The organism is Cryobacterium sp. CAN_C2 (genome assembly GCF_015751745.1).
In the GTDB taxonomy this organism is placed as follows: domain Bacteria; phylum Actinomycetota; class Actinomycetes; order Actinomycetales; family Microbacteriaceae; genus Cryobacterium.
This window is the reverse complement of the sequence record NZ_JADOUX010000001.1, coordinates 296,697-313,228: the sequence shown is the minus strand read 5'-3', so window position 1 is coordinate 313,228 and position 16,532 is coordinate 296,697. Positions and strand designations below refer to the sequence as shown.

Below are 16,532 nucleotides of genomic sequence, written 5' to 3'. Positions count from 1 at the left end.
ACTCGTCATAGGCGCAGGGTGGTCGATCTACTGGTTCAGAACAAGATTAACAAAGCACTGACCTTTGCCCTGTGTGGTATGAATTGCGGTGCTAAAGCGTCAACCTTTCGTGACCCTCCAGGTGATAGCGTCCAGCTCGGTCACGCGGTGAGGAGAATGGTTGCCCATCGGCGGGGGGTCTCCCGCACGACATAGGCCTTCCACTGCTCCTGCCATTCGTCCCAGTGCGGTCGATACATTTCGCCATCCCGGTCGAGGGCACGGCGTTTGCGGAGCGTGTCGTCGGCGTCGATCCACACGCGCACATCACTCACGGCCTCATGGGCGGAAGCCAGCGCGCCGCAGCCTTCCACGATGAGCGGACGCTCCGGCTCGACCCGGTTCCACTCGGCCGACTCCCCGCGGGCCCAGTCGTAGCGCTGCCACTGCCCGGGTTGGCCGGCGTGACGCGGCACCAGCAGCCGGGCGTGCACCTGCTCGATGGCGGCATCCAACCCCTGCCAGCCCGGGTAGATGTCGTCGAGGCGCACCAGCGTCGGGCGCTGCGGGCCCGGCCAGGTGGCGACGAGCTCGTCAGCAAGCGTACTCTTGCCGGCACCGCTCGGGCCGTCGATGAGTACCACCGCATTCGGTCCGGCAGCAACTACCTCCTGCAGCACGGGTGTCAGCAGGACCGTGACGTGTGGTGCTGGCCCTGCATCGGGGTTCGGCACGACTCGCTGCTGCAGGTTGCTATTAGGCAAGAATGAATCTCCAGGTCTCGGCCCACACTGCGACGCCGATGGCAGTGCCGGCAATCAAGAATCCGATGCCGACGAGAACGGCATCGGCCGCTCGAACCCGGGACGGCCGGGCCCAGGTGCGCGGTTCCTCGCTGCCGAAGCCACGCGCTTCCATGGCCGTGGCGAGTTTGCTGCCTCGACGCACCGAGATCACGAGCAGGGAGAAGGCCGGGCCAAAGAACCGCCGCGTGGCACCGCGCACCCCGCCACCATCGCCGACCCCTCGGGCTCGTCGTGCGAGGGTGAGCGAATGCCAGTCTTCGATGAACATGCCCACGAGCCGCAGCCCGGCCAGGCCGCCGAGCACGAACCTACTCGGCAGGCGGAGCACCTGGGCGAGGCCGTCGGCGAGGTCGGTCGGATCGGTCGTGGCAAGTAGCACGATGCCAGGCAGGCCGATGGCGAGCACCCGCAGCCCGATAGCCAGACCCAGCTGGACTGAACCTTCGGTGACACTGATGAATCCGAATTGCCAGAGCAAGGTGCCGGAGTCTTCGCCGTACAGGATCGTTGTGATCGATGCCATCGGTGCGGCGATCCAGACCGGTGCGGTGCGCAGCCAGAACTGTCGGGCGCTCAGGCCGCACCAGAGCAGTAGCACGGCCTCGAGCAGCAGGGCGACGCCCGCCGACACCCAGTCGATCGAGAGCAGCAGCGCGCAACTCACGATGAGGGCAACGGCGAGCTTGGCCACCGGGTTGAGGCGGCCGACGACGCTCGGGCGGATCGTCGGGGTCAGGAGGCTCACAGTGCTCCCGCCTCGAGCCTGATCGGGTCGGGCGTGCCGAGTCGGTATTCCTCGTCGGCGAGGGCGCTGACGAACTGGGCGTCGTGGGTCACCGCGACGAGGGCGGTTCCCTCGTCGAGGAGCTCGGCCAGAAAAGTCACGAGTTCCTGCCAGGTGCGGGAATCCTGTCCGAAGGTCGGCTCGTCGAGCACGAGCAGGCGGGGGCGGGTTGCGAGCACGGTGGCTACGGACATCCGTCGTTTCTCCCCACCCGACAGGGTGAACGGGTTGGCGTCGGCGAGATGATCCAGTCGCAGCCGGTGCATCAGCTCATCGACGCGGATGTTCTGCTCCGCGACACTCAGACCGAGGGCGCGCGGGCCGATGAGCAGGTCGTCGCGCACGCTAGCGGCCAGGAATTGGTGTTCCGGGTCCTGAAAGACGGTTCCAATTCGGGTGAGCAACTGCTTCGAACGCCACCGGTGCGGCGCGGGTTTGATGCCCGCCGCAAAGCTGTCGCTCGCGCGCAGTGTTCCCCCGGCCGGGGCGAGCAACCCCGCCAGCGTCAGAGCGAGGGTGGATTTGCCGGCTCCGTTTGGCCCGGTCACGACGGTGGCCGTGCCGGCGCACACGTCGAGGGTGATGCCCTCGGCGACAACGGATGCCGTGCGCCGGCCGAACGGAACACGGCCGACCGCGAGCGCCTCGGCCGAGAGCAGCGCCTGCCGATGACTGATCGGGTGGCGCGTCGGAAACCGTGGCGGCAGCGCCGGCACCCAGACACCGGCCTGCGCCAAGCGTTCACCCTGGCTGGACAGGATTTCGCGGGTCGCACCGTCAGCCAGTACGCCGCCAGCCGGATCGAGCACGATGACGCGATCCACGACGTCTTGCCAGACCTCGACTCGGTGCTCGATGACCACAAACGTTGCCCCGGAGTGGTCGAGGGAACGCACGACGGCGTCGCGCACGTCGATGACGCCGCCCGGGTCGAGGTTGGCCGTTGGTTCGTCGAGCAGCAGCAGCCCCGGCTGCATAGCGAGCACGCCGGCGAGGGCCAGGCGCTGTTTCTGGCCGCCGCTCAGGCCCGAGGTGGGATGGTCGAGCGGCAGGTTCAGGCCCACCTCGGCCAAGGCGCGTCGCACGCGCGGCCAGATCTCGGCACGCGGTACGGCGAGGTTCTCGCAGCCGAACGCCACGTCGTCTCCGACCCGGGCGAGCACAACCTGAGAATCCGGGTCTTGCAGCACCAAACCGACCCGCCCACGTGCCTCGGCGGCGCGTCGCCCGTCAACGAGTAGACAACCCGTCTCGTCCCCGTCTTCAGCGTCGCCGAGCACCCCGGCCAGCGCGTGTACCAGGGTGCTCTTTCCGGCACCGCTGGCCCCGAGCAGCAGTACCCGCTCGCCGGGCTCAATCTGCAGGTCGAGCCTCGATACCGCCTGGTTATGGCGCCCGGCGTGGCGCCAGCCCCAGTTGCGGGCGCGGATCTGCACGGCTCGGATCTGCGGGCGGCGAGCGGGCGTGAACGAAGAGGGGGGAGGCATCCGCTAGCTGAGCGCGGTGGAGGGCGCTGGCGAACCTTCCCGCCCGGAGGCGAACCGGCCGAGTGCGCCGGTGCGGGCCAGGCCGCGCACGGTGAGCCAGGACAGCAACCCGGCCAGAACGGTGCCCGACACCACAGCGGATACGAAATAGACGGCCTTGTAGCCAAAGTCCAGCGCCGCATAGCTCGTGAAGGTCGTGTCGAGCAGTCCAACGGCCACGCCCGCTCCGGCGCCCGCGAGCAGGGCTACGCCCAGGCGCCAGTTGGCGTACAGGAACAGGGCCAGCACGATCTCCGCGCCGAGACCCTCCACGATGCCCCAGATGAGTGTGGAGAACCCCCACTGGGTGCCGATCAGCATCGACACAACGGCCGCGATGACCTCGGTGTAGAGCGCTGCGCCGGGCTTGCGAATGATGAGGCCGCCGAGCACTCCGGCAAACAGCCAGCCGCCGGCCAGCAGGCCTTCCAGTCCGGGCGTGAACGCGAGGATCGCGCTGAGCGGCGACCAGGCGAGGCCCCAGGCCCAGAAGATGACACCGCTCGCGACGCCGATGACGCTCGCGACGACGATGTCGACGACGCGCCAGCGAAAGTTGCGCGGCGTGCGCTCAGACGTGGGCTGGCCCAGATGTGTGGTTGTAGCGTGCACTGTTCGTGCCCTTTCCGTAGGTGAATACAGGGCACGGGATTGAGAAGCCTCCCTGCGCTGGCATGATCCAGATCAGGTTCGACGGTCGAAGCCTATGCAGCTTCCTCTCAGCCCGGTATACCGGACTCCCGTGATCGCTTCAATACTAGTGCCCCGCCTAGACTGACGGAATGGGGAGCACACTATGAGCGTCGGTATTTTGCTCGTGTTGGCGGCCCTGTATCTTGTGCTCATGCGCCGGTTCATTCTGCGGCGCCGTCGAATCGCGCAGGGCTTGCCCGTGAACGGCCCGTGGCACTGGCCGGCCTGGTTGCGGCCGCGCGTGCCGCACTGGTTGCGGCGTCGTTTCGCGCGCCGCCCGCGCTGGCCGCTGCGCATCCGGCGCGAGCGCAGGCCGCGCCGTACTCGTCTGGGCCCACCTTAGGAAGGCGGGCCCAGGTTCTCTCATGGGCCCACGTTCCGGGCCGGGCCCGGAAACAGCGAAGGGCCCGGTGCAGAGAAGAGCTACTTCTTGAGGGCTCGGATCACTCGCGCGAGGGCGCGACCGGCCACGATCAGGAACGGTACGCCGACGGCGAGCAGCGCGATGACGTTGGGCTCGAAGCGGGCGGTTCCGCCAGACTTCACGTACGCACCGATCGGCACGGTCACTCCGCCGCCGCCACCGCCCGAACCGGCACCACCTTCACCGGCGTCGCCGCCACCGAAGCCGTAGTAGGCAAGCGCCACGGGAACGAGGGTGACGCCGTCGATTTGCACGGGGTCACCGTAGGCCGATTTCACACCGGCGGCACGAAACGTTTCTGCGAGTTTTTCCGGGAGGCTGGTCATTCCAACAGGTTAGCGCGCCCAGGGCTTGAAGAACGAGGCCGGACGCACGGTTCCCGCCCCGAATCGTTCGGTCACGGAATCAACCGCCAGCTCGGCACTCCGCCAGTCTTCGTCCGGATCCCACAGTCCCACCGATCCCGACGCCGTCCCGAGTTGCTCGGCGCGCACCCCGATCAGGCGCACGCGAATGCCCGAGGCGGCCAGCAGGTCGAAGGCGACGACCGCTTCCTCGTAAATTCGGCGGCCAACGTTGCTGGGTTCGGCGAGAGTGCGCGACCGGGTGACCGTACTGAAGTCGGTGTAACGCAGTTTGAGGGCCACGCGACGCGCCACGAGATCGCTCCGCCGCAGCCGCGCGGCCACGAGGTCGCATTGCCGCAACAATTCGCTGCGCAGCTGGTCGATATCGGTCACATCGTGTTCAAAGGTCACCTCGTGGCCAACGCTCTTCTCCTGGCGCTCGAGGGTCACCGCGCGCGGGTCACGCCCCCACGACAGCTCCAGCAGCTTCTGACCGGATGCCTCCCCCAGCGTCTTCTGCAACACCATGAGCGGGGTGTGCGCAATATCGCCGATGAGCTTCAAGCCCAGGCGGGTCAGCGCCTGCTCGGTGGCCGCTCCCACGCCCCAGAGGGCGGTCACGGGCAGCGGATGCAGAAACGCGATCGTCTCCTCGGCCGGAACGACGAGCAGACCGTTGGGTTTGGCCAGGCCCGAGGCAAGTTTGGCGATGAACTTGGTGGACGCCGCGCCGACCGAGCAGACCAGCCCGGTTTCGGCGAACACCCGTGCGCGAATGAGCTCCCCGATCACGGCCGGTGAACCAAACAGATGCGTCGCGCCAGCCACGTCAAGGAAGGCCTCGTCGATGCCGAGCCGTTCGACGAGCGGAGTGACGTCGTCGAAGATGCTCATGACCCGCGCAGAAAAGTCGCGATACAGCCCCATGTGTGGCTCGAGCACGATCGCGTTCGGGCACTGCCTCAGCGCGAGTGCCATCGGCATGGCTGAGTTCACGCCGTAGCGCCGGGCGATGTAGTTGGCCGCCGTCACAACTGAACGGCCACCACGGTGGCCGACGATCACCGGCTGGTCGACGAATTCGGGGTGGGACAGCAACTCGACCGACACGAAGAATGCGTCGAGGTCGACGTGCAGCACGGTCGCCGAACGGTCATCGACGTCATCCGCCGAGATCTGCCGCCCGCTGCCGTCCTGTCTGCCCACCGAAAAACCCTAACCCGATCCCACGCCTGGGCACTACCGCAGTTACGAAAAGCTAGCGCACGACTTTTTCTGCGCCGGCGATGCGCTGCGCGAAGTAGATGGGAATGATCGAGACGAGCACAAGCACAACGGCGATGACGTTGACGACCGGCGCCTGGTTGGGCCGGAACAGGTTGTCCAGAATCCACAGCGGCAGCGTCTTCACGCTCGACCCAGCCGTGAACGTCGTCACGATGATCTCGTCGAAGCTCAGGGCGAAGGCGAGCAGGCCGCCGGCGAACAGCGCCGACCGCAATTGCGGAAAGGTCACCAGGCGAAACGTTGTCCAGATGCCGGCGCCGAGGTCGGAGGAGGCATCTTCGAGACTCGTACCGAGCCGCCGCAGCCGGGCGATCACGTTGTTGAACACGGTCACGATGCAGAACGTCGCGTGGGCGATGATGAGTGTCAGAATCGACAGCTGCACGCCGAGACCGGTGCGAAAGGCGTTGTTCAGGGCGATGCCGGTCACAATGCCGGGCAACGCGATCGGCAGAATGACCAGCAGGCTGATGGCATCCCGCCCGAAGAATTCGAAGCGTTGCAGCCCGAGCGAGATGAGGGTGCCGAGAACGAGCGCCACCGCCGTCGACGCGAGCGCCACCTGCAGGCTGGTTAGCACCGCGTCGAGGGCTCCGTCGCTCTGGAACGCCTTCGCCCACCATCCCAGGGTGAAGCCCGGTGGCGGCCAGGTGAGGTTCTGGCTGGTGCTGAACGAGTTCACGAACACCACGAGCAGCGGCAGGTAGATCAGGGCCAACACCACGGCCGTGATCGCCGCGAGCAGGCCTCGGGCCGAGCGACTCAAACGCATAACAGACTCCTACAGGTTGTTGAGCGCGCCCGTGCGCCGCACGGCGGCGAGGTAGGCGAAGATGATCAGAATGGGAACAAGCGCAATCGCGGCCGCGAGTGGCAGGTTGTTCGCCGCCCCGACATTGGTATAAACGAGGTTGCCGAGCATCTGGTTGGCCCCGCCGACGATATTGACGGTGATGTAGTCGCCAAGGGAGAGCGAGAAGCTGAAGATCGACCCGGCGATGATGGCCGGCCAGATCATCGGCAACACCACCAGGCGCAGGGTCGACCAGGTGCCACCACCAAGATCACCGGATGCCTCCAGCAACGAATCCGGCACCCGCTCCAGTCCCGCGTAGATCGGCAGAATGACATACGGTAACCACAGGTATGACAGCGTGATGATCGTTGCCGGCAGGCCGTAGCCGGGACTGTGACCGCCGAACGGTGACACGAGCCATTCAAAGATTCCGCCCTGGGAGAGCACCGAGCGCCAGGCGTACGCCTTGACGAGATAGCTCGCCCAGAGCGGCATCAGAATCGCGATGACGAGTATGCGCTGGGCCCGCGGGCTGGCAACCTTCGCCATGTAGAACGCGATCGGCAGGGCAATCACGATGTCGATGATGGTGACCAGAAGCGCGACGCCCAGCGTACGCAGCGTCACGGTTTGGTAGAGCGAACCCGTCAACACCGCCACGATGTTGTCGACGGTCCAGGTCTGCGAAATCTGCCCGGTGAACGAGTCGACCGTCCACAGGGCGGTGATCAGCAGCGCGGCGAGGGCTGCGATATAGACCAGGCCCAGCCAAAACAGAGGTGCGCCAAGCAGCAGCGACAGCCGCAGGCGCGGGTGCCGGCTGAGAAAAACCGAGCCCCGCCGGGCGATGGTGCCCTGCCGTAGAGGCACCACCGCCCGGCGAGTGGGTGGCGCAGACGCGTCAACCATCATGTTTTATCCTTCTGCCTGACTCGAGCAGGCGGTTCAGCCCTTGATCTCCTGCCAGGCCGTGGTCCAGTCGGAGTAGTCGGTGCACGTGACATCGGTGCGACCGTCGAGGCACTTCGCGATCGGTGTCGACCAGTACCAGATCTGGGCCGCGTAGTCGGCGTCGCCGGCGTGGAAGCTGGCACAGTGGTCAGGGTTGACCGTGAAGTCGCAGGCTCCGGCGTTGGAGGGCGCCTCACCGAAGTACTCGGTGGCTTGGGCGTTGGCCTCGGGGCTCGCGATGTAGTCCAGCCAGGCGTAGGCGCAGTTGGGGCTCTTCGCGTTGGCGGCGATCATCCAGGTGTCCGACCAGCCGGTCGCACCCTCGTCGGGCAGGACGACCTCGGCCGGGGTGCCCTCGGCGAGGCTGTTGCGGATGACCTGCCAGGTGGTGCCGACGACGGTGTCGCCGGTTTCGAAGGCCTGCACCGCCTTGAGGTAGTCCGACCAGTACTCGCCGATGTTGATCCGCTGGTTCTTGAACAGGTCGACGGATGCCGCCAGTTGCGTTTTGTCGAGCGCATACGGGTTCGTGATACCCAACTCGGGCTGGTGCGCCATGAGATACACCGCCGCATCCGCTATCGAAATCGGCGAATCGTAGGCGGTCACCGCGCCCTTGTAGTCGGACGACTTATCGAAGACAACATTCCACGACGTGGGTGCCGGGGTGACGACCTCCGTGTTGTACATGAGCAGGTTGGCACCGTAGCCGTGCGGAATTCCGTAGGAGACACCGTCGACGCTGTTCCAGGACTGCATCTTCAGAAAGTCGAAGATGCCGTCGTAGTTGGGAATGAGGTCGGTGTTGACCGGGGCCACGTCACCGGCGGCGACGAGCCGCAGCGAGGCGTCGCCGGAGGCAGCGACAACGTCGTAATCACCGGTCTTCATCAGACTGAATGCTTCGTCGGAGGTGCCGTAGGTCTTGCTGGTGACGGTGCAGCCCGTCTGCTCTTCGAAGGCGCTGACCCAGTCCACGGTGGGGTCATTGCTGCCGTCTTCGACGTAGCCGGGCCAGGCCAGCAGCGAGACGCTGCCTTCCATATCGCCCAGTTCGGTCTGCGCCGTCGTCGGTGCAGCCGTGCCGCCGCCCTGGCTGGTGCCGCAGGCGGTGAGCAGGAGGGCAACCGACGCGATCGCGACGCCGGTGAGGGCGACGGATGTTGGGCGTGCAGAAATACGTTTCATGACTTTCTCCATTCGTGAAATCGGTCAGGGGTGCGGAGCCAAGATTGCGGGTGCGGGTGCGGGTGCGGACAGGGTGACGATGTCGGAGTTGTTCCAGCCGATAGTGACGCGCACGCCGCGTTCGGTGGTCGCCACGCGGTGCGCATCGTTCTGTTCGAGCACCACGACGCGTGTTCCGGCATCCAGATCGACGATGAGCTGGGTACTGCTGCCGACGTAGATGACCTCGGCGAGCGTGCCGGCCGCGGTGCAATCAGCGGCGAGGGGCCGGTTCTCGGTGGTGACGCTGACCTTTTCGGGACGTACCGAGTGGGTGCCAGCCCGGCCGAGGAGTGCGTGCGACACGGTGTCGTCGAAGATGTTGGAGGTGCCCACGAACGCGGCCACGAACGGTGAGGAGGGTCGTTCGTAGATTTCAGCCGGGGTCCCGAGCTGTTCGATCTTTCCCTCGTTGAAGACCGCGATACGGTCACTGAGGGTGAGGGCTTCCTGCTGGTCGTGGGTGACGAAGATGAACGTGATGCCGAGATTGCGCTGCAGTTCTTTGAGTTCGACCTGCATCTGTTCGCGCAGCTTGAGGTCGAGGGCGCCGAGCGGTTCATCGAGCAGCAATACCTTGGGTTGCACGACCGTGGCGCGGGCCAGGGCGACCCGCTGGCGTTGACCGCCGGAGAGCTGGCTCGGCTTGCGATCGACGAAACTGCCCAGGCGCACGGTGTCGAGGGCTTGCCGAGCTTGTTCGTACCTGGCCCGTTTGGAGACGCCGCGCACCCGCAGCCCGTAGGCAACGTTGTCGAGCACACTCATGTGCGGAAACAGGGCGTAGTCCTGAAACACGGTGTTGACGTCGCGGTCGAACGGCGCCCGGTCGGTGACGTCCTGGCCGAGCAGCGAAATCGTTCCGCTGGTTGGTTTCTCGAAGCCGGCGATCAGGCGCAACACCGTGGTCTTGCCCGATCCGGACGGGCCGAGCATGGAGAAGAACTCCCCCTCGAAAATGTCGAGGTCGACGCCATCGACGGCATTGACGTTGCCGAAACTCTTGGTCAGGCCGGTCAAACGGATGGCGGGCTGCGCACCGGTCACAATCTCTCCCTGCTCATTGGGCTGGCCTGCTCATTCAACGGCTCCCTGCTCATTCAACGGCTCCCTGCTCATTCAACGGCTCCCTGCTCACTCACAGGCTCCCTGCTCACTCACAGGCTAATCATATGGAGTTAGATGTCATGAAGGTATGCCGAGATGTTACGGTCGTGTCACAACCTGAAAAGAGCCGCCCATGCCGCAGTCCATCCGCGTCGGATCGGGAACGCGCGCGGCTATTTTCGCTCCACTCGACGGTGTGGGCCGCGCCGAACTGGTATTGCAGCGCCTGACCGACGCGATCGTGCTCGGGGTGCTGCACGATGGCGAACGGCTGCCGAGCGAGGCCGAACTGGCCCGTCAGCTCGGCGTTGCCACCGTTACCGCGCGTGAAGCCCTCGAGATTCTGCGCCGTAACAAGCTCGTGCACACCAAGCGCGGGCGCGATGGCGGCAGTTTTGTCACCTTCGCCGGCCGGGGCGTGAACGACCTGCAGGACGAACGCCTGTTGGCCTGGTCCCGGGTGCAGGTGCGCGATCTGGGCGTTCATTATTCCGCGATCGCCGGCCTGGCCGCCGAACTTGCCGCCGACCGGGCCAGTGCGGCGGACATGGATAACCTCGAGCGCATCCTCGACCGCACCGACGCCGCCACAGCGGCTGCCGCGCGCCGCGGACAGGGCACCTTTCGTCTCGAAGTGGCCGCGCTCAGCCAGTCTGCCCGACTCGTGCGCGAAGAGTTGCGATTGCAGGCCGAATTCGGTTCCCTGCTGTGGCTCAGCCTGCGCGAACCGCTTCGACGGGAACGCTGCCGGGCGGTACAGCGCGAGACGGTCGCCGCGCTGGCCGCCGAGGACGGCGCCCGGGCTCGCCAACTCACCGTCACGCAGATCACCGAGTCCATCGAGTGGCTCATCGAAGCGAAATCACTTTTGGAACAGAAGGGCATGTCAACGATGACAGGCATCACGACGACAGCGAACATCATCGCGCCGCTACCCACGGGCGCGCACGCATGAGCCCGGAGACGATCACTCCCGATCAGAAGATACCCCCCACCAACGCCTGCGCCCTGTCCATTGCCGCTGTCTTCGACCCGGTCTTCACTCGTTTAGAACGCTGCGCAGATCTGGTGGAACGCTACGCCGCGCGTCCCAACAGCGTCGCCGACCGCGCCGAACTCGATTCCGTGGTGGAAACGGAGGTGCGCCGCCAGTTCGCCGACTCCACTGGCATGGTCATCGGGGCCGGTTTTGTGTCCGCGCCGCACTTTCTGGGCTGGCATCTGGCCTGGTGGCTGAGTGGGCAGAACCCGGCGTCGTCGGAGCTGCCGGCGACCGGCATCCGTCATCTGGAAACGGTCGAAGACCCCCGCGATGAGAGTTTTCGCGATTACACGGCTCTGGAATGGTGGCGGGTTCCCGTACAGACCGGGCGCCGGCACATTACCGGCCCCTACGTCGACTACTTGTGCACCGATGAGTACACGCTGACGCTCACCCTGCCGGTGTATCGAGACGGTACCGACCTGATCGGGGTCGTCGGAATCGACCTCTCGGTCGATGAGATCGAACGGGGCCTCGTGCCACGCCTGTGCGCCGGCGGTGTTCCAGTGACGATCATCAACGCCAGTGGTCGGGTGGTCGTCTCGACCGACACCCACCTCGCGACCGGCGCGCTGCTCCGCCTGCCCGGTTTGTCCGAGCGCCTGAGCGAGGTCGCGACATCCACGCCGGTCCTGCTGGTCAATGGGGCACACACGTTCCAGTGGTGCGGCCAGACCGGTCTCGCCGTCGTCGCCGGACTGTCTCCAACGGGCGACTAGCCGATCGTGGTACCGAAGACCAGCCCGAGCAGGTAGGTGACTGCGGCCGCGCCAAGACCGATAACAAGTTGCCGCACGGCGCGCTTCAGCGGTGGGCCTCCGGAGAGCAGGCCCACGACAGCACCGGTGGCGAGCAGCGCGACACCCACCAGAACGGTTGCAACGATGATGGCCGCATAGCCGCTCATACCGAACAGGTAGGGCAGCACCGGCAGCAGCGCGCCCGACGCGAAGAAGCAGAAGCTCGACAGTGCGGCGCCGGTTCCGGTGCCGATGGCCTCGTGCTCGTCGGGCTCCGGAGCCTGCTTGCTGACCGCGAAGATCGGTCCGGTCGCCGCGTAGGCGGTGGCCAGTACCCCGCGGGCGTAGGTCTCTGCCTCGGCTTCGGACATGCCGCGGGCCCGATAGACCAGGGTCAATTCGTTGGCGGCGAGGTCGAGGTGCGAGAGCACGCTCTTGGCCGGGGCAGCTGGCGTGGAGGCTTCGAGTAGTTCGCGCTGGGAGCGCACCGAGACGTATTCTCCGGCGCCCATGGAGAGCGCTCCGGCCAGCAGCCCGGCGATGCCGGTGAACAGAATCGTCGCGGCCGGCACCCCGGTCGCGCCGATCCCGAGTACGAGGGCGAGATTGCTCACGAGCCCGTCGTTGACACCGAACACGGCGGCCCGAAAGGTGCCGGACAAGCGTTTGCGGCCGCGCGCTGCGAGGCCGCGCACGACCTCTTCGTGCACGGTTTCGTCGGCGGCCATGGCGTTGGTCGCGTCGGCATCCCCGTCGTAGGGCGAGCGCCCCTCAGCCCGCTGGGCGAGGGCGAGCACGAACACCGAACCGAAGCGGCGGGCGAGCAGTCCAAGAAATCGGGTGCGCAGGGCGCCGCGTCTGGCTGCGCCGATGTCGCTGCCCAGCAGTTGGCGCCAGTGTTCTTCGTGACGGCCTTCGGCGTCGGCGAGGGCGAGCAAGATCTGGCGCTCTTCACCGGCACGACGATTCGCGAGATCGCGATACACCGCGGCTTCGGCCTGTTCGTCGGCCAGGTACTGCCGCCACCGACGGATGTCGCGCGTCGACGGGGCGCGCCCGTCGCGCTCCGGAGTGATCGCGTTCACGCCTCCGGCGCCGCTTCCAGAAAGCTTTGCGGAATACGGGCGGAGTCGTGCGGGCCGGATCCGTCGAGACCTAAAAACGGTTCCTCGAACCGAACGATCCAGAACTTCTGCCGCACCGCGGTCGGCGCGTAGAGCCCCGCCCCCTCCGACTCGCCCGCCGCCACGATCACGCCGATCGGGTCATCGATCAGCGACTGGGGAAAACGGGTGCGGTCGAGGTGCACGATCACCTGCACGCCCACCCCGAATGCTGCGCCCTGAGTTGTCACTGCGCTACTCGATCGTCGCGGCACGTTCGAGCACGAGTTCGCGCACGCGCGCAGCATCCGCTTGCCCGCGCATGGCTTTCATGACCGCGCCGATGACGGCTCCGGCGGCTTGCACCTTGCCGTCGCGAATCTTGGCGAGCACGTCGGGCTGGCCGAGCAGCGCGGCGTCAATGGCCGCGATGAGCGCGCCGTCGTCGGAGACCACGGCAAGGCCCCGGCTGTCGACGACTTCGGCGGGGGTGCCCTCGCCGGCTATGACGCCCTCGAGCACCTGGCGGGCCAGGCGGTCGGTGAGGGTTCCGGCCTCGACCAGTTCGATCAGCGCGGCGAGCTGCACCGGTGTCACGAGCGAGTCGGCGACAACGCCGGCCGCGTTGGCGAGCCGGGCGATTTCGCCGGTCCACCATTTGCGCGCGGCCTGGGCGGATGCCCCGGCGGCGACGGTCGCTTCGACGGCGTCGAGCAGGTCGGAATTCACGACGTCCTGGAACTCGAGGTTCACAAATCCCCACACCGCCTGCAGGCGTTTGCGGCGAGCCGCGGGCGCCTCGGGTAGGGTCAGGCGCAGCTCGTCGACCCATTCGCGCGACGGCGCCATGGGCAGCAGGTCGGGCTCAGGAAAGTAGCGGTAGTCGTCGGCGTCGCTCTTGGGTCGACCGGCACTGGTCATGCCGGTGTCTTCGTGCCAGTGCCGCGTCTCCTGCGTGATGGTGCCACCGGCGTGCAGCACGGCCGCCTGACGCTGGATCTCGTAGCGCACCGCACGCTCCACCGAGCGCAGGGAGTTCACGTTCTTGGTCTCGGTGCGGGTGCCGAGCACGTTCGACCCGCGCACACGCAGGGAGACGTTGGCGTCGCAGCGCACGTTGCCCTCTTCCATGCGGGCGTTGGAGACGCCGAGCGCCTTGGCGATCTCGCGAATGGCCGCGACGTAGGTCTTGCCGATCTCGGGGGCGTCGTGTTCGGCGCCCTCGATCATCTGGGTGACGATCTCGACCAACGGCACACCGCCGCGGTTGTAGTCGACGAGTGAGTAGTCGGCGCCCTGGATGCGTCCGGTGGCGCCACCCATGTGAGTGAGCTTTCCAGCGTCGTCTTCCATGTGGGCGCGTTCAATCTCAACGGTGACCAGACGGCCGCTTTCGAGTTCGATCGTGATCGAACCGTCGTGGCAGATCGGGTCGTCGTACTGGCTGGTCTGAAAGTTCTTCGCCGTGTCGGGGTAGAAGTAGTTCTTGCGGGCGAATCGCGAGTGTTCCGCGATTTCACAGCCCAAAGCCAGCCCCAAGCGGATGCTGGATTCGATCGCCTTCTTGTTCACCTGCGGCAGACCGCCGGGCAGACCAAGGCAGGTCGGGCAGGTGTTCGTGTTGGCGCCGGAGCCGAACTCGTTGGCGCAGCCGCAGAACATTTTGGTTTTGGTGTTGAGCTCGACGTGCACCTCGAAACCGAGCACCGGCTCGAACAGTTCGAGTGCTTCGTCGAAGTCCATCAATTCGGCCCTGGCCATCAGACGGCTCCCTCTTCGCTGGCAAACATTTCGGTCGGTGTCAGTGCTGGGGCCTGGCTGAGCATGGTGTGCCCCCACCTCGCTTCGAGCAGCTGCTCGATGGCGGCGCCGACGGTGTACAGGCGGGCATCCGCTTTGGCGGGGGCCATGATCTGCAGGCCGACCGGCAGTCCGTCTTCGGGCGCCAATCCGATCGGGATGCTCATGCCGGGCACTCCGGCGAGGTTCGCCGGAATGGTGGTCACGTCGTTGATGTACATGGCCATCGGGTCGGCGAGCTTCTCACCGAATTTGAACGCGGTGGTCGGTGCGCTCGGTGAGACGAGTACGTCGACCTGGCTGAACGCGGTGGCGAAGTCGCGCTGAATGAGTGTGCGCACCTTCTGGGCGCTGCCGTAGTAGGCGTCGTAGTAGCCGGCGCTCAGGGCGTACGTGCCGAGGATGATGCGGCGCTTGACCTCGGCGCCGAAACCGGCCTCGCGCGTGGCGCTCATCACGTGCTCGCTCGTGAGCGAGCCGCTCTCCGGGTTCACCCGGATGCCGAACCGCACCGAGTCGAAGCGCGCCAGGTTACTCGACGCTTCCGCTGGCAGAATCAGGTAGTAGGCCGCGACGGCGTACTCGAAGTTCGGGGCGGAGACCTCGGTGATCTCGGCGCCGGCGGCGACGAGCAGGGCGAGGGTCTCCGTGAAGCGTTGGGTGACGCCGGCCTGGAATCCGTCGCCGGAGAGTTCCTTGATGACGCCGACGCGCACGCCCTTGAGGGCGCCGTCGGTGAGCCCGGCCTGCGCGGCGGCGGCCATCGAGGGCCAGCTGTCGGTCAGCGACGTGGAGTCGAGCGGGTCGTGACCGCCGATGACGTCGTGCAGCAAAGCGGCGTCGTAGACCGTGCGAGAGACCGGGCCGACCTGATCGAGGCTCGAGGCGAGGGCGATGGCACCGTAGCGGGAGACTCCGCCGTAGGTGGGCTTGACGCCGACCGATCCAGTGACGGCGGCGGGCTGGCGGATAGACCCGCCGGTATCACTGCCGAGGGCGAGCGGCGCCTGAAAGGAGGCGACGGCCGCGGCCGAGCCGCCGCCGGAGCCGCCGGGGATACGGCCGCGGTCCCAGGGGTTGCGGGTGACGCCGTAGGCGGAGTGCTCGGTCGACGAGCCCATGGCGAATTCGTCCATGTTGGTCTTGCCGAGCGGCACGAGGCCGGCCGAACGCAGGCGGGCAACGACGGTCGCGTCATACGGCGGAACCCAGCCTTCGAGAATTTTCGAACCGGCGGTGGTGGGCATGTCGTGGGTGGCGAGCACGTCTTTGATCGCGATCGGAACACCGGCGAGCGGGTTGAGCGTTTCGCCCGCAGCACGGCGGGCGTCGATCCGGGCGGCGGCCTGGAGGGCGGCGTCGCCGGCGACGTGCAGAAAAGCGTGCAGATCGGTGTCGACGGCCGTGATGTGGTCGAGGTGGGCGCGGGTCGCTTCGACCGCGCTGACCTCTTTGGCAACCAGCAGTTCGCTCAGGGCGGCGGCGGAGAGTTTGGTGAGATAGGTCATGGTCACTCCTCGTCCAAAATGGCGGGCACCCGGAATTTGTCGCCGGCGCGGTCGGGCGCGCCGGACAGTGCCTGCTCGACCGTCAGCGACGGAACGACGACGTCCTCACGGAAGACGTTGGTCAGCGGCATCGGGTGGCTCGTGGCCGGGGTGTCAGCGGTGGCTACCTCGGAGACTTTGGCGATCGAATCGACGATCTGGCCGAGGTCGTGGGTGAGATTGGTGATCTCGAGGGGGCTGAGGTCGATCCGGGCGAGGTATGCCAAATGGGCAACCTGCTCGGCCGTGATTTCAGACATGGTGCTCCGATACGCATTGGGGTGGACTGTTCAATCCTATTCGCCAGCCGCCGAGAACCAGATCCGCCTGACTGCCGCCCCCTTCGCACCCACCGCCTCAAGCCACGGTTGCA

Annotated in this window: 18 protein-coding genes and 1 riboswitch; of the genes, 3 read left to right on the top strand and 15 right to left on the bottom strand. The window is 66.5% G+C overall.

Annotation, left to right across the window (positions count from 1 at the left end; genetic code table 11):
• Positions 1 to 140: 140 nt before the first annotated feature.
• From IWX77_RS01480 to IWX77_RS01465, 4 genes are read right to left on the bottom strand one after another with little or no spacing between them, the layout of a single operon-like run.
• Entirely contained in the window at positions 141 to 743 is a 603-nt protein-coding gene (locus IWX77_RS01480) for an AAA family ATPase (RefSeq protein ID WP_297414359.1), read from the bottom strand.
• Positions 736 to 1,530, bottom strand: a complete 795-nt coding sequence (locus IWX77_RS01475) for an energy-coupling factor transporter transmembrane component T family protein (protein WP_196842721.1) — start codon at positions 1,528 to 1,530, stop codon at positions 736 to 738. The genes IWX77_RS01480 and IWX77_RS01475 overlap by 8 nt, the downstream gene beginning before the upstream one ends.
• Entirely contained in the window at positions 1,527 to 3,056 is a 1,530-nt protein-coding gene (locus IWX77_RS01470; protein ID WP_196842720.1) for an ABC transporter ATP-binding protein, read from the bottom strand. Before IWX77_RS01470 ends, IWX77_RS01475 begins: the two co-directional genes overlap by 4 nt.
• Before the next feature lie 3 nt (positions 3,057 to 3,059).
• A complete protein-coding gene (locus tag IWX77_RS01465; protein WP_196842719.1) occupies positions 3,060 to 3,707 on the bottom strand; it encodes an ECF transporter S component in 648 nt (215 codons plus the stop codon).
• A 32-nt stretch (positions 3,708 to 3,739) separates the two neighbouring features.
• A riboswitch (TPP riboswitch) is annotated at positions 3,740 to 3,849 on the bottom strand.
• A gap of 42 nt (positions 3,850 to 3,891) precedes the next feature.
• Here IWX77_RS01465 and IWX77_RS01460 point away from each other — a divergent pair.
• A complete protein-coding gene (locus tag IWX77_RS01460) occupies positions 3,892 to 4,131 on the top strand; it encodes a hypothetical protein (RefSeq protein WP_196842718.1) in 240 nt (79 codons plus the stop codon).
• Positions 4,132 to 4,211: 80 nt separating this feature from the next.
• Here the strand turns inward: IWX77_RS01460 and IWX77_RS01455 are convergent, their stop codons facing one another.
• From IWX77_RS01455 to IWX77_RS01430, 6 genes are read right to left on the bottom strand one after another with little or no spacing between them, the layout of a single operon-like run.
• Complete coding sequence (locus IWX77_RS01455) at positions 4,212 to 4,538, bottom strand: hypothetical protein (RefSeq protein WP_196842717.1); 327 nt, start codon at positions 4,536 to 4,538, stop codon at positions 4,212 to 4,214.
• A gap of 9 nt (positions 4,539 to 4,547) precedes the next feature.
• A complete protein-coding gene (gene dinB, locus IWX77_RS01450; protein ID WP_196842716.1) occupies positions 4,548 to 5,765 on the bottom strand; it encodes a DNA polymerase IV in 1,218 nt (405 codons plus the stop codon).
• A gap of 52 nt (positions 5,766 to 5,817) precedes the next feature.
• Positions 5,818 to 6,618, bottom strand: coding sequence for an ABC transporter permease (locus IWX77_RS01445; protein WP_196842715.1), 801 nt, complete (start codon positions 6,616 to 6,618; stop codon positions 5,818 to 5,820).
• A gap of 9 nt (positions 6,619 to 6,627) precedes the next feature.
• The gene (locus tag IWX77_RS01440) at positions 6,628 to 7,554 is read right to left on the bottom strand and encodes an ABC transporter permease (RefSeq protein WP_297414351.1); all 927 of its coding nucleotides are present in this window, start codon (positions 7,552 to 7,554) and stop codon (positions 6,628 to 6,630) included.
• Between the two features lie 33 nt (positions 7,555 to 7,587).
• Positions 7,588 to 8,781 carry an ABC transporter substrate-binding protein gene (locus IWX77_RS01435; protein ID WP_196842714.1) on the bottom strand — a complete coding sequence of 398 codons (1,194 nt, stop codon included), beginning with the start codon at positions 8,779 to 8,781 and terminating at the stop codon, positions 7,588 to 7,590.
• A 24-nt stretch (positions 8,782 to 8,805) separates the two neighbouring features.
• The gene (locus IWX77_RS01430; RefSeq protein WP_196842713.1) at positions 8,806 to 9,867 is read right to left on the bottom strand and encodes an ABC transporter ATP-binding protein; all 1,062 of its coding nucleotides are present in this window, start codon (positions 9,865 to 9,867) and stop codon (positions 8,806 to 8,808) included.
• A 193-nt stretch (positions 9,868 to 10,060) separates the two neighbouring features.
• Between IWX77_RS01430 and IWX77_RS01425 the strand changes: the two genes are divergently transcribed.
• Together IWX77_RS01425 and IWX77_RS01420 are read left to right on the top strand one after the other, a co-directional pair.
• Positions 10,061 to 10,882, top strand: a complete 822-nt coding sequence (locus tag IWX77_RS01425; RefSeq protein WP_196842712.1) for a FadR/GntR family transcriptional regulator — start codon at positions 10,061 to 10,063, stop codon at positions 10,880 to 10,882.
• The gene (locus tag IWX77_RS01420; protein WP_196842711.1) at positions 10,879 to 11,688 is read left to right on the top strand and encodes a cache domain-containing protein; all 810 of its coding nucleotides are present in this window, start codon (positions 10,879 to 10,881) and stop codon (positions 11,686 to 11,688) included. Before IWX77_RS01425 ends, IWX77_RS01420 begins: the two co-directional genes overlap by 4 nt.
• Here IWX77_RS01420 and IWX77_RS01415 read toward each other — a convergent pair.
• Genes IWX77_RS01415 through gatC form a run of 5 tightly spaced genes read right to left on the bottom strand, consistent with a single transcriptional unit; the run spans position 11,685 to position 16,419 of the window.
• Positions 11,685 to 12,794, bottom strand: a complete 1,110-nt coding sequence (locus tag IWX77_RS01415; protein WP_297414345.1) for a VIT1/CCC1 transporter family protein — start codon at positions 12,792 to 12,794, stop codon at positions 11,685 to 11,687. The two genes, IWX77_RS01420 and IWX77_RS01415, sit on opposite strands and share 4 nt — an antisense overlap.
• Entirely contained in the window at positions 12,791 to 13,063 is a 273-nt protein-coding gene (locus tag IWX77_RS01410; protein ID WP_196842710.1) for a hypothetical protein, read from the bottom strand. Before IWX77_RS01410 ends, IWX77_RS01415 begins: the two co-directional genes overlap by 4 nt.
• Positions 13,064 to 13,067: 4 nt before the next feature.
• On the bottom strand, positions 13,068 to 14,573 hold the full coding sequence (gatB, locus tag IWX77_RS01405) for an Asp-tRNA(Asn)/Glu-tRNA(Gln) amidotransferase subunit GatB (RefSeq protein WP_196842709.1): 1,506 nt from the start codon (positions 14,571 to 14,573) through the stop codon (positions 13,068 to 13,070).
• On the bottom strand, positions 14,573 to 16,120 hold the full coding sequence (gene gatA, locus IWX77_RS01400; protein ID WP_196842708.1) for an Asp-tRNA(Asn)/Glu-tRNA(Gln) amidotransferase subunit GatA: 1,548 nt from the start codon (positions 16,118 to 16,120) through the stop codon (positions 14,573 to 14,575). Before gatA ends, gatB begins: the two co-directional genes overlap by 1 nt.
• A 2-nt stretch (positions 16,121 to 16,122) precedes the next feature.
• On the bottom strand, positions 16,123 to 16,419 hold the full coding sequence (gene gatC, locus IWX77_RS01395; RefSeq protein ID WP_196842707.1) for an Asp-tRNA(Asn)/Glu-tRNA(Gln) amidotransferase subunit GatC: 297 nt from the start codon (positions 16,417 to 16,419) through the stop codon (positions 16,123 to 16,125).
• Positions 16,420 to 16,532: the final 113 nt, after the last annotated feature.